The sequence below is a fragment of the Kitasatospora sp. NBC_01266 genome, from assembly GCF_036242395.1.
Classification (GTDB): domain Bacteria; phylum Actinomycetota; class Actinomycetes; order Streptomycetales; family Streptomycetaceae; genus Kitasatospora.
Window position 1 is genome coordinate 208,663 of sequence record NZ_CP108458.1, and the last position, 18,073, is coordinate 226,735.

The window sequence follows — 18,073 nt, forward strand, 5'->3', positions numbered from 1 at the left end:
ATCATGCGGTACGGTGATGGGACACCAGTCGCATCACTGCTTGGAGCTCGTCATGCGCGTCTTCATCACCGGCGGAACCGGCCTCATCGGCTCGGCCGTCGTCGCCGAACTGCTCTCCGCGGGACACTCGGTCACCGCCCTCGCCCGCTCCGACGCCTCCGCGGCGCACGCCAAGGCCGCCGGCGCCGAGGTGCTCAGCGGCGCACTCGCCGACCTCGCCGTGCTGCGAGCCGGCGCGCAGCGGGCCGACGGCGTCATCCACCTCGCCTTCAGCAACGACTTCAGCTCGCCCGAGGCCCTGGCCCAGGGCGTCGCCGAGGAGGCCGCCGCGCTCGCCACGCTCGGCGACACCCTCGTCGGCACGGACCGCCCGCTCGTCACCGTGGCCGGCACGCCCTACCTGCCGGGGCGCGCATCCACCGAGGACGACGCCCTGCCGACCGAGGGGCCGGTCGCCGGCCGCAGCCGGTCGGTGACCCGCGCGCTCGGACTCGCCTCGCAGGGCGTGCGCAGCTCGGCGGTACGGCTCCCGCGCACGGTCCACAACGAGGGCCGGGGCGGGTTCGCCGGGCTGCTCACCGACATCGCCCGCCGTACCGGCGTCGCCGGCTACCCCTCGGACGGCGCGCAGCGCTGGCCGGCCGTCCACGCGCGGGACGCCGCCGTGCTGTTCCGGCTCGCCCTGGAGCAGGCTCCGGCCGGAAGCTCCTGGCACGCCGTCGCCGACGAGGGCGACGCGGTCCACGACATCGCCGCGGTCATCGGCCGACGGCTCGGCCTGCCCGTCGAGTCGGTACCGCAGGAGAACTTCGGTCCCCTCGGCCCGATCTTCGCGGCCGACCAGCCCGCGTCCAGCGCCCGCACCCGCGCCGCCCTCGGCTGGCAGCCGACCCACCCGAGCCTGCTCGCCGACCTGGAGAACATCGAACCCTGAGACGCGCCCGGACGGCCCTGACGAGAGGAACGAGTTCCCATGACCTACGGAACCTACGGACCGCACAACCCCGAGGCGACCTACGTCGCTCACGACTACCCCGAGCACGCCTTCGACACCGGCGAGGTCAGCCTCAACTACGCCACGACCGGATCGCCCGACAACCCCGCCCTGCTGCTCATCCCCGCGCAGGGCGAGTCCTGGTGGGGCTACGAGGCGGCGATGAAGCTGCTCGAGGACGACTTCGAGGTCTTCGCCGTCGACCTGCGCGGCCAGGGCCGTTCCACCCGCACCCCCGGCCGCTACACCCTCGACAACATGGGCAACGACCTGGTCCGGTTCGTCTCCGGACGCATCGCACGCCCGGTCATCGCCTGCGGCCTGTCCTCCGGCGGCGTCATCGCCGCATGGCTCTCCGCCTACGCGCCGCCCGGCGTGCTGCGCGGCGCGTACTACGAGGACGCACCGCTGTTCTCCTCGGAGATCCAGCCCGCCTACGGCCAGGGCATGAACCAGGTCATCGGCCCCTGGTTCGAGCTGATGCACAAGTACCTCGGCGATCAGTGGTCGGTCGGCGACTGGCCGGGCCTGAAACGAGCCATGGCCACCGACCTGCCGCCGGCACTCGCACGAGGCCTGGCGGCGATGGGCGACTTCCTGGGCGGGGACGAACCACCCCAGACGTTCAAGGAGTACGACCCCGAGTGGGCCCGCGCCTTCGCCAGCGGCTCGGCCAGCGCCTCGGTCGACCACGCCCGGATGCTCGCGGCCGTGAAGGTCCCGGTGCTCTTCACCCACCACTTCCACCACGTCGACGAGGAGTCAGGCCGACTCCAAGGCGCCATCTCGGACCTGCAGCTGCGGCACGCACGCGAGCTGATCACCGGCGCCGGCCAGCGGTTCGACTACCGGACGTTCCCGAAGGCCGGCCACGTCATGCACGGCAGCGATCCACAGCTCTACAGCCGGACTCTGCGTGAGTGGAGCCGCACACTCGACACCTGACATCAACACGGCAGAACAGCGCGTCAGCGGTCCCCCGCCACCGACGGCAGCGTGGCGCGGGTACGGGTGGCGGCCCGGTCAGCCGGTCGTGGCGCGTACGGCTTCGCCGATCGGCTCGGCCACCTTCTCGGGATGGACCGGCATCACCTGGTGCGAGGAGTGGACCTCGACCGGGGTCATGTGGTCGGCCGGGGCCGCCACGTTGGCAGGTGGGCTCCTCGGGTCGGTGCGAAGCGGACGATGTTCTCAGGCGGCGTGCAGCGCGTCGCGCAGGGTCTGGATCGCCAGGGTGATGGCGGCCTGCGCGGCGTAGGTCTCGCGCAAGGCGTTGAGCATCACGAAGTCGTGGATGACGCCCTGGTAGCGGACGGCGGTGACGGGGACGCCGGCCTGGCGGAGCTTGTTGGCGTAGGCCTCGCCCTCGTCGCGCAGCACGTCGGCCTCACCGGTGATCACCAGCGCGGCGGGCAGGCCGGTCAGCTGCTCGGTGGTGGCGCGCAGCGGGGAGGCGGTGATCTCGGCGCGCTGGGCGGGGTCGGTCGTGTACTGGTCCCAGAACCACTGCATGCCGTCGCGGCGCAGGAAGTAGCCTTCGGCGAACTGGTGGTAGGACGGGGTGTCGAAGGACGCGTCGGTCACCGGGTAGAAGAGCACCTGGTGACGGAGCGACACGTCGCCGCGCTCCTTGGCCATCAGCGTCAGCGCGGCGCTCATGTTCCCGCCGACCGAGTCACCCGCGACGGCGAGGCGCGCACTGTCCAGACCCTTGCCCGCGCCCTCCCGCACGATCCACCGCGCGACCGCGTAGTTCTGCTCGATGGCGACCGGGTAGCGGGCCTCGGGCGACAGGTCGTACTCGGGGAACACCACGGCCGCCCCCGTGCCGACCGCCAGCTCGCGGACCAGCCGGTCGTGGGTGTGGGCGTTGCCGAAGACCCAGCCGGCGCCGTGGAGGTAGAGGATCACCGGCACGGTCCCGGTGGCACCGGCGGGCCGCACGATCCGGGCCCGGACGCTGCCGGTAGGGCCGCCCGTCACGGTGATCCACTCCTCGTCGATCGCCGGCAGCTCGACCGGGCCCGACTGGACCTCGTCCACAGCCTTGCGGCCCTGCGCGGGCGCGAGTTCGAACAGGTACGGGGGCTCCGCCGTGGCCTGTGCGAACGCCGCGGCCGCCGTCTCCAGGACGGGCTGGACCGGCTCGAGGTCGTGCGTCATTTCCGTCTCCTCCATGGTGCGGGGTGGTCCGCCTCGCCGGGGCCGGCCGCGACGTTGCCCGGCCGGCCCCGGAACCCCGAGGCGCGATCGCCACCGTATGACCGCTCGACCGGGCCGCGTTGCCCGCCGGCGCCCGGCCTCTGATCCCTGCGCGCACTCGACGCGCGGGCAGCGGTCACCGCGCGGGCCCGCGGTCAGTCCACGGCCCGCACATCACCCAGCGCGTCGCGCAGTTGGGCCCGGGTGGTGATGCCGAGCTTGGGAAATATCTTGTGCAGGTGGAAGCCGACGGTGCGCGGGGAGAGCAGCAGCTTGGCGCCGATCTCCCGGTTGGTCAGACCGGCGGCGGCCGCGCGGGCGATCTCCAGTTGCTGCGGAGTCAGGTCGGCCGTGCGGCTGACGGATTCCGTGCGGGCGGTCGGCACACCGGCGGCCCGCAGCTCCGACGCGGCCCGCTCGGTCCAGGGACGGGCGTCGAGCCGCTCGAAGACACCGAGGGCGGCGCCCAGTTCGGCGCGTGCCTCGGTGACCCGGCGGTGGCGGCGCAGCCACTCCCCGAACTCCAGCCGCACCAGCGCCCGTTCGAAGGGCCACTGGTCCCCGGCCGGGTCGGCGAGGGCGGCCCGGAAGTGCTGCTCCGCCTCGTCCAGCTCCGTCAGCAGCGCGCGGGCCCGGTGCACCACCACGTCCAGGCGGGCGGAGCGGTGCTCGCCGAGCGTGCCGACGGCGGCCTCCAGGACAGCGCGGGCGTCCTGCGCCTGGCCGGCGCGCACGGCTGCCGCGGCGAGGTCGGCGAGGTAGTAGTACGACGCGTGGTAGTGCACGGGGGCGGGGTGGAAGTCACGGGAGAAGAGCCCTCGCAGGTGCTGGTACGCCGTGTTGTGGTCCGCCTCGGCGAGGGCCGCCAGGGCGAGCGCGTGGCAGGCGCGTACGTGCAGGCTCGGCGAACAGGACAGGTCTACCCCTGCGACGGCCGTCTCGATGAGCCGGCGCGCCCCGGCCGCGTCCCCGTGCAACGCCAGCAGCGTGCCCTGCAGGATCGGCGATCCCACCGCGGAGTTGTCCGCCCCGACCTCGACGGCCATCCGGTACGCCTCCTGCGCGGTGGAGCGGGCCGCGGACCACGCGCCGCTCTCGAAGAGCGCCAGCGCGAGCGCCTGCGCGACGACTGCGTTGCCGCCGGCGGTGGGCGTGCGGCGCAGGTGGTCCATCGCCTGGCCGAGGAGCCGCACGGCCAGCTCGGTCTCGTCGAGGACCCAGGCGGCGGCGCCGAGTTGGGCCAGGTGGGAGAGCGAGTCCTCGGGCGCTTCGGCCAGTGACCGGGACAGGGCCCGCAGCGCCCACGCACGGTCCGCGAACGGCTCGGTGCAGGCCCGCAGCCAGACCCGGTCCACCTCGTCGGGCTGTTCCGGCACCAGGTCCGCGATACGGCGCAGCTCCGCGCGGTAGAAGGGGGACCCGGAGTTGTACGCCGGGGTGGCCGCCGTGCCCAGGGCGTCCATGGCGAGTCCTGGTGCCTGCTCGGCCATGGACTGCGCGACGGGCACCAGGAATCCCAGCGACTCCTCGTGCCGGGTGGTCACCGCCAGGGACCAGCCGGCCCGCATGGACGCCTGGGCGAGCAGTTCCGGGTCGTCCGCGATGGCGCAGACCTTGACCGCCAGCTCGCCCACCCACTGGGGGCAGCCGCCGTACATCGCCATGGTGGCGGCTCGCAGCAGACGCCTCGCCCGCTCGTCCCGGTCGGGGGTCAGCGCCGCCGCGCGTTCGAGGGTGGCCGCCGCGGCCGCGTAGCCGCCCCGGCCGCGCGCCCGGTCCGCACTCTCGGCCAGCGTCCGGGCCACCTCCTCGTCCGGTCCGAGCGTGGCGGCGGCGAGGTGCCAGGCGCGGCGGTCCGGGTGGTCCGGCAGGGCGGCGGCGAGCGCCTGGTGGGCGGCCCGCCGCTCCTCGAAGGAGGCGGCCTGGTAGACGGCGGAGCGCACCAGCGGGTGGCGCAGCCGGACCTGACCGGCCGACAGCCGCGCCAGGCCCGCCTGTTCGGCGGGCAGCCACACCTGCGGGTCCCCCGCGTCGGGGGTGGCCCGCAGCACCTCGGAGAACTGCGCGGTGCCGGCCGCGGCCGCCAGCAGCAGCACCTGGCGGGTCCGCTGCGGAAGGCCGACGAGATCTGCCGCGAAGATGCGTTCCAGGCGGGCGGTGAGCGGAAGCGATTCGGCGGCGTCCGCCCCCTGCGCTCCCCCGGGCTCCAGGGCGACCGCTCGGGCCAGCTCGATCAGTGCCAGCGGATTGCCGCCCGCCTGCTCGAAGATCCGCAGCCGGGCCCGGCCGCGCGGCGGCTGCGGCTGGCGGTCGAGCAGCAGGCCTGCGGCCGCGCGGTCCAGCGGTGTGACGGCCAGGACGGCGAACTCCCGGTCGAACTGGCTGGGAAGGCCCTCCTCCCGCGCGGCCAGCAGGACGGCTATCGCCTCACCGTCCAGCCGGCGGGCGACGAAGGCGAGGACCTCCGCGCTGCCCTGGTCCAGCCACTGGACGTCGTCGACGAGCAGGAGCAGCCGCCGGTCGGTGGCCGCGTCGGACAGCAGGCTCAGGGCGGCGTAGCGGATCAGCAGCGGGTCGAGCGGCCGGTCGCCGGTCGCCGCCGGCCGGCCGAAGGCGGCCAGCAGCGCTTCGCGTTGCGGGGCGGGCAACCGATCGGCCTCCCCCAGCAGCGGCCGCAGGAGCTGGTGCAACCCGGCGAATCCGAACCCCTCCTCACCCTCGCCGGCACGAGCCCGCAGCACCTGGAAGCCCCGGCTCGCCGCTCGGGCGGCGGCCCAGTCGACCAGCGTGCTCTTTCCCGCGCCCGGTTCGGCGGTCAGCACGAGCACCTGGACGCCGACCCCGCCACGGCTGTCCACCGCGTCGAGCACCCCCGCGATCCGCGCCAGTTCCCGCCCCCTGCCGACGATCTCCGGGACCGGCCCCGACTCGCGGACGCTCTCCATCTCCACCCCTGCTGTTGGTCCTTGTTCGCCGCTGCTCGAGGTGTTCCGCCGCCGAGACCGGTCATCTGACAGAAGCGCCGCCGCGCGGGCCGCCTGCAAGATAGTGCCAGGTCAGCGGTGGTGACTCCAGGCCCGACGCTCACCGGCCGTACGCCGTTCCCGCTCCGGAGGTCCTCCGCCAGCGGCCTCGCGGGGCGTTCGAGCACCGACGACGAGGGGAGCCCCTGTGCCAACCGCCGTATCCACCGAACCGCTGTCCCCCGCGGAGCGTGCCGAGTTCTGGCACGAGGCCATCGAACAGGCGTTCATCCCGCTGGAGCTCAGACTCCTCGAACGGGAGCCCTCCTCCGGAGTCCTCAGCAGTGACCACCTGGGACTCGTGCAGATCTCCGGCGTGGCAGCCGGGCCGCAGGTGGTCACCCGCAGCCGCCGCACGATCGAGGCCGGCGGCGAGGGCTGGGTCGCGCTCACGCTGCAACACCAGGGCCAGGCGAGGATCTCCCAGGATGGTCGGGAGATCATCTGCGGCCCGGGCGAGTTGGCACTCTGCGACTCCAGCCGCCCGTTCAGCAAGGAGTTCCCGACCACCTTCGGGTTCACCGCGTTCCGGCTGCCGCGGCACGCCCTGCACGTGCGGGACCAGGAGCTCAGAGCGGCCACCGCCGCGCCGTTCGAGTCCGCGTCCGGATCCGTCGAGCTGGTCACCACGTACCTGCGGAAACTGGCCTCCGGGGCGGCGAAGCTCGACCCCCGCACGGGCAGCCGGCTCGCCGACACCGCCGTCGATCTGCTCGCCCTGCTCATCCAGGAGCGCAGCGGCACCCTGGACCCGGCGGCACCGCAGACGGCTCCGGCCATGCTCGCGCGGATCAAGGACTACGCGATGTGCCACCTTGGCGACCCGTCGCTCTCACCCGAGCGGATCGCCACCGCACACCACGTCTCGGTCCGCTACCTCCACAAGCTCTTCCAGGGCGAGGAGACCACGGTGGCCCGCTGGATCCAGCGCCGCCGACTGGAGATGTGCGCGCACGATCTGTCCCGGCGCGCCTTCGCCGCGCCGACCGTGTCATCCGTGGCCCGGCGCTGGGGATTCGTCAGCCCGACCCACTTCAGCCGCGTCTTCCGCGCCGCCTACGGCGTCACGCCCCGCGAATGGCGCGCCCGGGCAGGGAGCGGCGATCATCCGCGCACTCCGGCTCGGTGACGGTGTGCGCCCTGGTCGGCCCGGGCATCGGCGAACTTCGGAATAGTTGAACAGTGAACTATGTTCTGTGGTGCAGGGCGCCACGAAGGCGCCACCGGGGCCTCGCGAGAGCCCCCGGACCCCCGAAGGGAGCACCAGGTGAACACCACCGCGACCCAGCCGCGGATCGACGTCCGCCGTGCCGGCGAGCGTTCCGCCACGAAGATCGACTGGCTGGACTCCAAGCACTCCTTCTCCTTCGGCGGACACTACGACCCGGCCAACACCCACCACGGACTGCTGCTCGTCAACAACGACGACCTCGTCAAGCCGGGCAGCGGCTTCGAGACCCATCCGCACCGCGACATGGAGATCGTCACCTGGGTGCTGCAGGGCTCGCTGGTCCACCAGGACTCCACCGGTCACTCCGGCGTGATCTACCCCGGACTCGCCCAGCGGATGAGCGCCGGATCCGGCATCCTGCACTCGGAGAAGAACGACTCCTGGCGCCTGCGCGGTACCGACGCCCACACCGACCCCGTCCACTTCGTCCAGATGTGGGTCGTCCCCGACGAGGGCGGCATCACGCCGGGCTACGAACAGCTCGAAATCGACAACGAGCTGCTGTCCGGCGCCCTGATCCCGGTCGCCTCGGGGATGGACAGGCACGACGGCGCGTCCGCGATCCGGATCAGGAACCGCCACGCGGCGCTGCACGTGGCCCGCCTGCGGCCCGGCCAGCGCGTCGAGCTGCCCGACGCCCCCTTCGTGCACCTGTTCATCCCCCGGGGCAGCGTCACCCTGGAGGGTGTCGGCCCGCTGGCCGCCGGCGACGCCGTGCGCTTCACCGCGGTCGGCGGGCAGCGGGTCACCGCGGTCGAGCCGGCGGAGATCCTGGTGTGGGAGATGCACGCCACCCTCGCCCACTGACCGCCCGGACAGCGCAAGGCGCGGCGCGCGGTGGAGGAGATCCACCGCGCGCCGCCGAGGTGTGATGCATCGTCAGATTCCGGGAATGTTGCGCAGGTTGGCACGGGCCAGCTGCACCATCCGGCCGACGCCGCCGTTCAGGACGGTGCGGCCGGCGGAGAGGGCGAAGCCGGTCACCTGCTCGGGCGTGATCCTGGGCGGGATGGACAGGGCGTTGGGGTCGGTGACCACGTCGACCAGAGCCGGGCCGGGGTGCCGCAGGGCCTCGCGCAGCGCCTCGCGCACCTCTCCCGGCTGCTCCACCCGGATCCCCCGCGCGCCCGCTGCCCTGGCGATCGCCGCGTAGTCGGTGTGCGGATAGGAGGTCCCGTGCGGCGGCAGGCCGTCGACCATCATCTCCAGGTCGACCATGCCGAGCGAGGAGTTGTTGAACACCACGACCTTGACCGGCAGTTCGTACTGCACCAGGGTCAGGAAGTCACCCATCAGCATCGAGAACCCGCCGTCGCCGGACATCGAGACCACCTGACGGCCGCGGTCCAGGAACTGCGCGCCGATCGCCTGCGGCAGTGCGTTGGCCATCGAGCCGTGGACGAAGGAGCCGAGCACCCGGCGCCTTCCGTTGGGCGTCAGATAGCGGGCCGCCCACACGCAGCACATTCCGGTGTCGACGGTGAACACCGCGTCCTCGGCCGCCTCCTCGTCCAGCACCGAGGCCACGTACTCGGGGTGGACGGGCGTGTGTGTGTCGACATTGCGGGTGTAGGCGCTGACCGCCCCGTCCAGGGCCCGGGCATGGCGCCGCAGCATGGAGTCCAGGAAGCGCCGGGAGGCCTTCGCCCGGACCTGGGGCGTCAGGCAGGCCAGGGTCTCCCGCACGTCCCCCCACACCGCCAGGTCCAGCCGGGTGCGCCGGCCGAGCCGCTCGGGCTGGTTGTCCACCTGCACGGTGCGCACGTTCCGGGGCAGGAAGTCGGTGTAGGGGAAGTCGGTGCCGAGCAGGATCAGCAGGTCGCACTCGTGCATCGCCTCATAGGCGGCGCCGTAGCCGAGCAGCCCGGACATCCCCACGTCGTAGGGGTTGTCGTACTGGATGTGCTCCTTGCCGCGCAGGGCGTGGCCCACCGGAGCGTTGACCCGCTCCGCGAAGGCCATCACCTCGGCATGCGCGCCCGCGACGCCGCGCCCGCAGAACAGGGTCACCCGCTCTGCGGCGTCGACGAGTTCGACCAGTCGCGCCAGCTCCGCGTCCCCGGGACGCACGGCCGGGCGGTCCAGCGGAACGGCCAACTGGGCCGATCCCTCGGGCGCGTGCCTGCCCGCGATGTCCCCGGGCAGGGCTACCACCGACACGCCGCGCCGGCCGACGGCGTGCTGGATCGCCGTCTGGACCACGCGCGGCATCTGCGCGGGGTCGGCGATCAGCTCCGAGTAGTGGCTGCACTCCGCGAAGAGCCGGTCCGGGTGGGTCTCCTGGAAGTAGCCGGTGCCGATCTCGCTGCTGGGGATCTGCGCCGCCAGGGCGAGTACCGGCGCCATCGAGCGGTGCGCGTCGTACAGGCCGTTGATCAGGTGCAGGTTCCCGGGGCCGCAGGAGCCCGCGCAGGCGGCCAGACGACCCGTCAGCTGCGCCTCGGCGCCGGCCGCGAAGGCGGCGACCTCCTCGTGCCGGACCTGGATCCACTCCACCCCGTCGTGCCGGCGCACCGCGTCCACGACCGGATTGAGGCTGTCACCCACCACGCCGTACATCCGCCGCACGCCGGCGCGGGCGATCAGGTCGACGTACTGCTCGGCCACGGTCTGCTTGGCCACGTCACGCTCCTTCCGGATGGCAACTCAAAGCACCCACGGTAGTTCGGCTCGGCCCTCGCCCTGGTCCCGACGCGCACCGGGAACTGTCCGCCAGCGCACGGCGCCTGCCGGGGATGGACGGGATCATCGATCGCCGAGAGGGCCCGTCCGCGTCCTTGCCGCCACTTCCTGTCCCGCCCGTGCACTGCGCCTGCTCCGAGAGCGCACGACCGTCCCCGCTGCGCGCACCGGCAGCCGAATGGCCTGGACCAGCTGCCGGCCGGCGGACCAGGCTGGCTGCGCAGAGCATCGGCCGAAAGGGGCAGTCAGGTGAGCTTGCTGGTGACGACCGCTTCCGTCCCGGACGGGAGGAAGGCGGCGTTCTGGGGAGAAGCGGTGTCCCGGACACTGGTGCCGGTGGAGGTGGTGCCACCGGCCGACCGGCCGTTCGAGGGCCGCCTGGTGTCGCACCGGCTCGGATACCTGCGGGTGTCCACGATGGAGGCGGACGCGACGCGGGTGTCCCGCACGGCCGGCCTGATCGCACGGTCCCCGCGAGCCGAGCCGCAGGTGGGGGTGGGAGTACAGGTGTCCGGCCGCGCCGTGTTGCGGCAGGACGGGCGTCGGGCCGAGGTGGCGGCGGGCGGCCTCGTGCTGTACGACACCGCGCGACCGTACTCGTTCGACTACCCGGAGCGCTTCCGCTCCCATGTGTTCCAGGTACCGCGCAGGCTGCTGGGGGTGCCGGAGTGCGACATCCGGCAGGCGGCGGGGACGGCCGTCACCTCCACCGAGGGGTTCGGGGCCGTCCTGCTGCCCTTCCTCGGCACACTGGCGGCCTCCGCGCACTCCTACCCCGCCGCCGTCGGCGATCGGCTGGCCGGCAGTGTCGCCGATCTGCTCATCATGCTCGTCGCCCAGCTCACCGGGCCGACGGCCACCGACCCCCGGACGACCTCGAACGGCGGTCTCGTGCAGCGGGTGCGGGACCACATCAACCGCCACCTGGGCGACCCGGAGCTGTCACCGGAGATCATCGCGCAGGCCCACCACATCTCGGTGCGATACCTGCACCGGCTCTTCGAAGGCGAAGGGGTCACGGTGGGCCGGCTCATCCAGCAGTGCCGACTGGCTGCCTGCGCCCAGGAGTTGGCCCGGCGCAGCCGCACTGCGCCGACCGTGTCGGCGGTCGCCCAGCGGTGGGGGTTCGTCAACCCGGCGCACTTCAGCCGGGCCTTCCGCGCCGCCTACGGGGTGTCCCCGCGCGAGTGGCGCGCGTCCCGTACCGCCGAAGGGACTGACAGCGCGCCGAGCCCCGCGGCGCCCGCCGGCCCGCAACCGTGCGCGGTGGAGCCCATGGCGATACCGCCTCTACCACCTGCCCGCGAGGCCCCGTGCGAGTGACGGCCACGGTGGCTGGCAGACTGGCCGGTCATGGGGAGGAGATCATGAAGACAATACAACCGCTCGACCAACAATCCGGGTCCACAAGAAGCGGCACTGGCACCGAGAGCGGGACGAACGGCGTAGCGACCGACGCGGGGACGAGCGCGAAACGCGGATTCCGGAGGATCGGCCCGATCCTGCCGGCCCGGCTGCGACCGGTGAACCGCCCCACCATGTGGATCGAGATCGCGCTCATCGGTATCAGCTACTACTGCTACCGGGTGACGCAGAACGCGGCGAGAACCGGCGGCGAGGCCCCGTACCACCGGGGCCGGGACATCCTGAGTCTGGAGCACGCGCTCCACATCGACATCGAGCACTGGCTCAACCACACGATCGCCAGGATCGACTGGCTGATCGTGGGCATGAACTACTACTACGCGACGCTCCACTTCATCGTGACGATAGCGGTCTTCATCTGGGTCTACATCAAGTTCCCTGACCGCTACCGCGCGATCCGCACCGTGATGTTCGCGATGAACGGCGTGGCCCTGATCGGCTTCTACCTCTATGCCGTCGCCCCGCCGCGCTTGCTCGACCCGACCCGGTTCATCGACACGTTCTGCGTCCACCACACCTGGGGCGAGCAGACCTGCAGCGGAGTGGCGGGCCTGTCCGGCTCGATGACGAACGAGTTCGCCGCGATGCCGTCCCTCCACATCGGCTGGGCGGTCTGGTGCGCCCTGGCGATCGCCCACCTGGCCAGACGCAGGTGGGTGAAGATCCTGGGCATCCTGTACCCGGTGGCGACCTTCACGGTCATCATCTCGACGGCCAACCACTACGTCCTGGACGCGGTCGGCGGCCTGGTCACCCTGGGTGCCGCCTTCCTGGTCCAGCGCATCCTGCAAGGACGGCCCGTGTACGGCGCGGCGCCGCCAGCGAGACCTGTCCGGACGCCACAGCAGGGCGCGGCGGAGGACGACGTCGCCAAGACCGTGGACTTCCCCTCGGACCGTACGGCCGAGGATCAGCCTCGGGTATTCAGCGGCTGAGGTGAGCTGAGGTGAGGCGAGGTCGAGCCAACAGAAGGTGCCCGCAGCGTGGGCGGTTTCGTGACCGCCCGCCGGGTCGGTGACCCGCGCGCTCGAACTCGCCTCGCAGGGCGTGCGCAGCTCGGTGGTACGGCTTCCGCGCACGGTCCCCAACAAGGGCCGGCGCGGGCGTACCGCAGCCGTGCCAGCGGAGGCCGGCACCGCAGAGAAGCCAACGGCAGTGCGGCGGGATGCCGGATGCACCCGTCAGAGACTCATCCCTGACCTGAGGGTCCCCGAGCCTGGCTGACCGCCGCGGCGGCACCGGCCAGTGCTCAGGGCTTGAGCGCCACTCCGCCGTACATCCCGATCCGGTCGTCCCCGGCGAGGACCTGCGCGTCCGGCCGCCACCGCGACAGCATCACCAGGCCGGGGTCGACCGGCCGCAGGCCGTCGAAGAACGCGGCGATCTCCTTGCCGCTTCGCGCGGCGGTCTTCACCGACGATCGGTCGTAGGCCTTCGCCGTCGCGCGCACCCCTTCCGGCACGTCGTTCCCAACCCGTCGACATTCGTACGATGACCTGAGCATAGCGCGGGGTCGTCAACGCCGCTTGACAGAGGGGCGTGATCGCCAGGATTGATCGGCCGTCACATCGCCTCGGGTGGTTCGCTGTTGTGCGTACACCTACCAAGTCGGACCTCCCCTCCAGCGGAACGACAGCCCCGGTCGGCTGCTGCGGGGCATCCAACTCCGCACAGGCGAAAGTGCGTTGGCAAGGCCCCTCGGCGGCGCTTCCTGATGTAGTCGACTTCGAGCAGCCGCCGTTAGCGTCGCCGGGAGTCGAACCGGAGGCAAAGATGACCAGCGCCGCTGACCTGCTCACCGCCCCGACGGCACCCGAAGTACCAGGCGCAGTGCGGGAGTTCTTCCCTTCCGAGCTGCCCGGGCTGCTCCCGTACGCCTATCATCCGCACGCCGCCGAGATCGAGTTCGCCTCCAACGGCTGGATCCGCGCCCGGCTGGGTGACTGCTTTGCGGGCGAGGCGGAGCTGCTGCACTTCCTGCGCCAGCGCAACGGGCTCTACGGCCCGCTGACCGTTCCCCGGGCCGACCGGCGCCGGGCCCGCGACATCGCGGACTTCTACCAGTTCGTCACGGTGGTCGACAGCTTCGTCTCGGACCGCGCGGAGCTGGGCGCCAGCGTCGAGGGGGCGCGCGAGGTCTTCGCCGCCATGGGCTGAACAGCTTCGGCTGCGAGTTCATCGAGCTGCTGACCGAGTACGGCGCCGGGGTCGACATGAGCGACCTGCCGCCCGAGCCAACCCGCGGACCGCGGCGGCGGGACTGCCGCTGGCCGATCCCAGCGAACTGACCCTGGGCAGCATGTCCTTCTCGGACGGGGAGCGCCACACCAGGCGCCGCAGGCTGGTCGCCAAGGCCTTCACCCGCCGCCGGGTCGAGGAGCTGAGCGCGCTGATCGCGGACAACGCCAACCGGCTGCTGGACGCGATGGCGGCCGGTGGCGAGGCGGAGCTGATCTCCGGGTTCACCACCCCGCTGCCGCTCAACGTGATGACGACCTTCCTCGGCGTGCCCTTCGCCGACCAGGGCGCCTTCCAGCGCTGGCTCGACCTGATGGTCTCGGTGGACCCCGCGGACGTGGCGGACATCCCGGTCGGGGTGACGGCCATGATCGAGTACATCGCCGCCCTGATCGCCGAGAAGCGCGCGCAGCTGGGCGACGACCTGATCTCCGCGCTGATCCAACTCTCCGACGAGGACGGCGGACTCGGCGGCTCGGAGGTGCTGGCGATGGTCTTCGAGCTGATGACCGGCGCCTACGAGACCACCAAGAACCTGCTGTCCAACGGCATACTCGCGCTGATCGAGCACCCCGGCCAACTCGCCGCCCTGCGCGCGGACCCCGGGCTGACCGGCCCCGCGGTGGAGGAGATGCTCCGCTTCGAGAGCCCCACCACCTCCACCCTGTGGCGCTTCCCGCGCGAGGACGTGGTGATCGGCGGCCGGCGCATCCCGGCCGGCGATCCGGTGCTTCCGCTGCTCGGCGCCGCCAACCGCGACCCGCGGGTCTTCGCGGACCCGAACCGCTTCGACCTGTTCCGGCCGAACCTCAAGCACGTCGCCTTCGGCAGCGGTCCGCACACCTGCCCGGGGGCCGCGATCCCGCGTCTCGAGGCGAGGATCGCGCTGCCGTTGCTGCTGGCCCGGCTCGGCGACCTGCGCCTGGCCGTCGACCGCGGCCAGGTCCGGTACCGGCGGACCTTCATGGCCCGGGCGCTGAACGCGGTGCCGATCGCCTTCCGCGCGGCGACTCAGGACATCGCCGGCACACCTGCGGCGTCGAGGGAGGCGGCGAAGTCGGCGGCGGCGGTCTCGTCGCCGAAGTGGTGAATCACGTGCTCGCGGACGTGGTCCTGCTGGGCGCGGGTGAAGGCCGCGCAGGCGTCATGGATCACATGGCCGGTGTAGCCGCGGTCGTGGGCCTCGCGCAGGGTGGACTCCACGCACACGTGGGTGGCGAAGCCCGCCAGGTACAGGTCGGTGACACCGAGTCGACGCAGGATCAGGTCGAAGTCGGAGGAGCCGGCGAACGCGCTGGCGCCGGTGCGGCCGCGCACGATCGGTTCGCCCGAGGCGGGCTGGAACGCCTCGGCGAACGCGACGCCGGTGCCGCCCTCGATCCAGGTGCCGGCCTTGGGGATCGCGGCGCGCAGGCCGAGCCGCGCCGGGGTCCAGCCCGCCAGCTCCGGTGCGCCGGGGGTCAGGACGAACGGCACGTGCACGACCGGAACGCCGTGCGCGCGGGCGGCGGCCAGCGCGGTGGCCGCGCCGCGCACAGCCGTATCGAGCAGGTCGCGGTCCTCGACCAGGTGGTGGAGGCGACCGTGCTCAGGGTCGAGCCACTCGCGCTGGAACTCGATCAGGACGAGTGCGGCGTTCGGGCGTGCGGACATGGCCGTCATGGTCGGGCTCCTGGGGTGCGAGGGTATTTCCAACTGACTAGTTGGACGCTATCGCGAGCGGGCCGCATTTCCAACCCTCTGGTTGGAAATGCGGCCGGCGTGGGCTTCCGGTCACCTCGGGCCTACCCGTTGCCCACCGCCAGTACGGCGGCCACCGCCTGCCCCGCCGGGCGCGACCTGGGCCAGGAACGCCTTACAGCTGCTGGACGTTGCCCCCACTGCCGTCAGTGACCACCACCGCCTGGCCGTTCGCGCTCGCCTGCCCGTTGGCGCTCGCCGGGTCGGCAGGGCCGCCGCCGGCACCCGGCGGCCGGAGCGCGGCGAGCAGCGGAACGAGCGAGGGGAAGCCGTCCAGCGACCGCCCCTTGCGGTCGACCGGCGCCGCCGGCTGCGCGGCGGCCGCGCGCAGCTCGATCGAGTCGCTCGCGGTCAGCAGCGGATTGATGACGCTGGGGTCCCAGTGCACCAGCGCCTTCCCGCCGCCCGCCTGCCGCACGCCCAGCCCGCTCTGGTACGTCCACGGGTTCCCGCTCGCGGCCGCGAAGCTGACGGTGACCTTGAACCCGACCGTCGCGTCACCGGCGGTGGCCTTCGCGTCGACGGCCTGGCCGCCGGCTGCCAGCGCCAGCGAGGTGTACGCCAGCTTCTGTTTGAACTCGGCCAGTTGGGCGGTCGCCGCGTCCGGCTGGTCGGTCAACGCGCCCGCCGCCGACAGGTCGCCGCCGGCCCAGGCAGCCAGGAACGCCTGGGCGGTGGCCGAGGCCTGGGCCGCGTCCGGTGGCGAGGTCGACACCGCGTCGTGCGAGGGATCGGAGGACCCGCCCAGCACCGCGGAGACGAGGTTGTCGGCCGCGAAGCCGCCGACGGCGAGCAGCCCGGCGAAGAGCACTCCGCTGGCGATCAGTACCACCCGACGTGCCCCCGGACGCCGGGCGCCGAGCTCGTCCCCGGCTTCCTCGTCCAGCTCAGCGCCGAACAACCCGTCCTGGCCTACCTCCTGGTCGACGTCCGGGTCGACGTCCGGGTCGACGTCCGGCTCCTCGTGCTCGGCCGACTGCCGCCACCACGGCCATCCGCCCGGCTGCTCGTCCTCGGCATCCATTCCCTCTTCTCCCCCTGCTCATAGGTCACTTGTCCCATTGCGGACTCACCGCCGCCGCCCGCACCTCATCAGGGCTGAGCGCCAGCGGGTGCCCCCCGTCGGCGGTGGCATCGATCACCTCGACCACGGTCACGTCACGGCCGTCCGGGTGAAACACCGCAGCCGACCAGCGCAACTGCCCCTTGCCGTCCGGCCCGTCCCGCTCGACCCGCACGACGGTGCCGTCCCGAAGCTTCTGGCAGACCTCGGCGGGATAGCCCGCGCAGGTGAGGTTGATGGCTTCCGGAGTCGTGTCCTGAACCATCAGCAGCACGCCGGCCGTGCCCTGGCTGTCGGTGTAGTGCAACAAGGCGCCGATCTCGGTCTGGCCAGGGTGCGGCGCCAGCCGCCGGTCGGCGGCGATGCCACCGGCGCCCTGCGCCTCGGTCACCGTCCCGCGCTTGGGCAGCAGCGCGGCGAGCTGGTCCTGGGCCGACACGTAGCCCGCCGGCAGGCTCGACGAGAGCGAAGGCGAAGGCGAGGACGAGGGCGAAGGTGTCGGTGAGCCCGACGACGAGGGCGAAGGCACCGCGTCAGCCGCCGGGGCCGGCCGGACCACGACGTCCCCGCCCCCGGCCACCCCCCGGGCCGCCAGCAGGCTCCCGCCGATGACCAGCAGCGCGGCCGCTCCCCCGACCCGCGCCCGCCGCACCCACCGCAGGCGCCGTCCGCGCACCGCCGCCCGCCGCACCAGATCCGGGCTGTGCGCCGGGAAGAGCCCGACGACCTGCTCCAACGCACCCGGCAACGCCCGCTCGGTGCGTTCACGCCATGCGGGCAGCTGGTCCTGATCGTCCGTCACATGCCTCACCACGACCTCACCAAGTCCTGGAGCTCCTCGCCGAGCACGGCCCGCAGCTTCTCCAACGCCCGCAGGCTGCGCACCCGCACCGCGCCCGGCGACACCCGCAGCACCCGGGCCGTCTCCTCCACCGAGTGGTCCTCCCAGTAGCGCAGCACCAGTACCGCCCGGTCCTTGGCCGCCAGCCGGGCCAACCCCTGCAGCAACGCGATCCGCAACTCCGGCTCACCCGCCCGCTCCGCCATCTCCGGCACCGCTTCGACCGGCTGCTCACTGGCGCTGCGCCTGCGACGGTAGGAGACGAAGGTACGGAACAGCACGGTCTGGGCGAAGGCGGCCGGCGATCCGTTCTGGTCGATCCGGCGCCAGGACCGGTACATCTTGGCCAGCGTCTCCTGGACCAGGTCCTCGGCCAGATGCCAGTCACCGGTGAGCAGGCAGGCGGTGCGGAAGAGGTGCCCGCTGCGTGCGTGTGCGAACTCCATGAAGTCCGCGGGTACTTCCCCCACCGGGTTGCCCTCCCCCTGAAACGATGTCACTCCTGATACGCCCGAACCCCCCGGGTGTGTTACAGGATGGGGCGGCTGAGCAGCCGCCGCCAGGGCGCGAACGCGGGGCATGCAGAACCGCCGGCTCGCTGGGTACGGGCAGCGAGCCGGTCGGCGGTTGCGGC

17 protein-coding genes are annotated in these 18,073 nt (G+C 72.6%); 8 read left to right on the forward strand and 9 right to left on the reverse strand.

Annotated elements, in window-relative coordinates; all coding sequences use genetic code 11:
- The first annotated feature begins 52 nt into the window (after positions 1-52).
- Both OG403_RS01005 and OG403_RS01010 read left to right on the forward strand, forming a co-directional pair.
- A complete protein-coding gene (locus tag OG403_RS01005) occupies positions 53-934 on the forward strand; it encodes an SDR family oxidoreductase (protein WP_329560572.1) in 882 nt (293 codons plus the stop codon).
- 39 nt (positions 935-973) lie between these two features.
- Complete coding sequence (locus tag OG403_RS01010; protein WP_329560573.1) at positions 974-1,939, forward strand: alpha/beta fold hydrolase; 966 nt, start codon at positions 974-976, stop codon at positions 1,937-1,939.
- 78 nt (positions 1,940-2,017) lie between these two features.
- On the opposite strand, the gene OG403_RS01015 is transcribed toward OG403_RS01010, so the two are convergent.
- The 3 genes from OG403_RS01015 to OG403_RS01025 form a co-directional block, all read right to left on the reverse strand.
- Positions 2,018-2,140: a hypothetical protein gene (locus OG403_RS01015; RefSeq protein ID WP_329560574.1), complete on the reverse strand. Its 123-nt coding sequence runs from the start codon at positions 2,138-2,140 to the stop codon at positions 2,018-2,020.
- Between the two features lie 45 nt (positions 2,141-2,185).
- Positions 2,186-3,157, reverse strand: coding sequence for an alpha/beta hydrolase (locus OG403_RS01020; RefSeq protein ID WP_329560575.1), 972 nt, complete (start codon positions 3,155-3,157; stop codon positions 2,186-2,188).
- Between the two features lie 194 nt (positions 3,158-3,351).
- A complete protein-coding gene (locus tag OG403_RS01025) occupies positions 3,352-6,141 on the reverse strand; it encodes a LuxR family transcriptional regulator (protein ID WP_329572039.1) in 2,790 nt (929 codons plus the stop codon).
- Between the two features lie 226 nt (positions 6,142-6,367).
- Between OG403_RS01025 and OG403_RS01030 the strand changes: the two genes are divergently transcribed.
- Together OG403_RS01030 and OG403_RS01035 are read left to right on the forward strand one after the other, a co-directional pair.
- Positions 6,368-7,348: a helix-turn-helix domain-containing protein gene (locus tag OG403_RS01030; protein ID WP_329560576.1), complete on the forward strand. Its 981-nt coding sequence runs from the start codon at positions 6,368-6,370 to the stop codon at positions 7,346-7,348.
- 138 nt (positions 7,349-7,486) lie between these two features.
- Entirely contained in the window at positions 7,487-8,257 is a 771-nt protein-coding gene (locus tag OG403_RS01035) for a pirin family protein (RefSeq protein WP_329560577.1), read from the forward strand.
- Positions 8,258-8,329: 72 nt separating this feature from the next.
- Here OG403_RS01035 and OG403_RS01040 read toward each other — a convergent pair whose 3' ends face one another.
- A complete protein-coding gene (locus OG403_RS01040; protein WP_329560578.1) occupies positions 8,330-10,072 on the reverse strand; it encodes a pyruvate dehydrogenase in 1,743 nt (580 codons plus the stop codon).
- A 309-nt stretch (positions 10,073-10,381) separates the two neighbouring features.
- On the opposite strand from OG403_RS01040, the gene OG403_RS01045 reads away from it, so the two are divergent.
- Both OG403_RS01045 and OG403_RS01050 read left to right on the forward strand, forming a co-directional pair.
- Positions 10,382-11,455 carry a helix-turn-helix domain-containing protein gene (locus tag OG403_RS01045; protein ID WP_442910845.1) on the forward strand — a complete coding sequence of 358 codons (1,074 nt, stop codon included), beginning with the start codon at positions 10,382-10,384 and terminating at the stop codon, positions 11,453-11,455.
- 200 nt (positions 11,456-11,655) lie between these two features.
- On the forward strand, positions 11,656-12,492 hold the full coding sequence (locus OG403_RS01050) for a phosphatase PAP2 family protein (protein WP_329560582.1): 837 nt from the start codon (positions 11,656-11,658) through the stop codon (positions 12,490-12,492).
- A 314-nt stretch (positions 12,493-12,806) separates the two neighbouring features.
- Here OG403_RS01050 and OG403_RS01055 read toward each other — a convergent pair whose 3' ends face one another.
- Positions 12,807-13,019, reverse strand: coding sequence for an SAM-dependent methyltransferase (locus OG403_RS01055; RefSeq protein WP_329560584.1), 213 nt, complete (start codon positions 13,017-13,019; stop codon positions 12,807-12,809).
- A gap of 311 nt (positions 13,020-13,330) precedes the next feature.
- Between OG403_RS01055 and OG403_RS01060 the strand changes: the two genes are divergently transcribed.
- Complete coding sequence (locus tag OG403_RS01060) at positions 13,331-13,714, forward strand: hypothetical protein (protein ID WP_329560586.1); 384 nt, start codon at positions 13,331-13,333, stop codon at positions 13,712-13,714.
- Positions 13,715-13,856: 142 nt separating this feature from the next.
- On the forward strand, positions 13,857-14,885 hold the full coding sequence (locus OG403_RS01065; RefSeq protein WP_329560587.1) for a cytochrome P450: 1,029 nt from the start codon (positions 13,857-13,859) through the stop codon (positions 14,883-14,885).
- Here OG403_RS01065 and OG403_RS01070 read toward each other — a convergent pair.
- The 4 genes from OG403_RS01070 to OG403_RS01085 form a co-directional block, all read right to left on the reverse strand.
- Positions 14,807-15,448, reverse strand: coding sequence for a cysteine hydrolase (locus OG403_RS01070; RefSeq protein WP_329560588.1), 642 nt, complete (start codon positions 15,446-15,448; stop codon positions 14,807-14,809). The genes OG403_RS01065 and OG403_RS01070 overlap by 79 nt on opposite strands.
- Before the next feature lie 202 nt (positions 15,449-15,650).
- Positions 15,651-16,559: an NTF2-like N-terminal transpeptidase domain-containing protein gene (locus tag OG403_RS01075; protein ID WP_329560590.1), complete on the reverse strand. Its 909-nt coding sequence runs from the start codon at positions 16,557-16,559 to the stop codon at positions 15,651-15,653.
- Positions 16,560-16,584: 25 nt separating this feature from the next.
- Positions 16,585-17,400, reverse strand: coding sequence for a hypothetical protein (locus tag OG403_RS01080; RefSeq protein WP_329560591.1), 816 nt, complete (start codon positions 17,398-17,400; stop codon positions 16,585-16,587).
- Positions 17,401-17,405: 5 nt separating this feature from the next.
- The gene (locus tag OG403_RS01085; protein WP_329560593.1) at positions 17,406-17,909 is read right to left on the reverse strand and encodes a SigE family RNA polymerase sigma factor; all 504 of its coding nucleotides are present in this window, start codon (positions 17,907-17,909) and stop codon (positions 17,406-17,408) included.
- Positions 17,910-18,073: the final 164 nt, after the last annotated feature.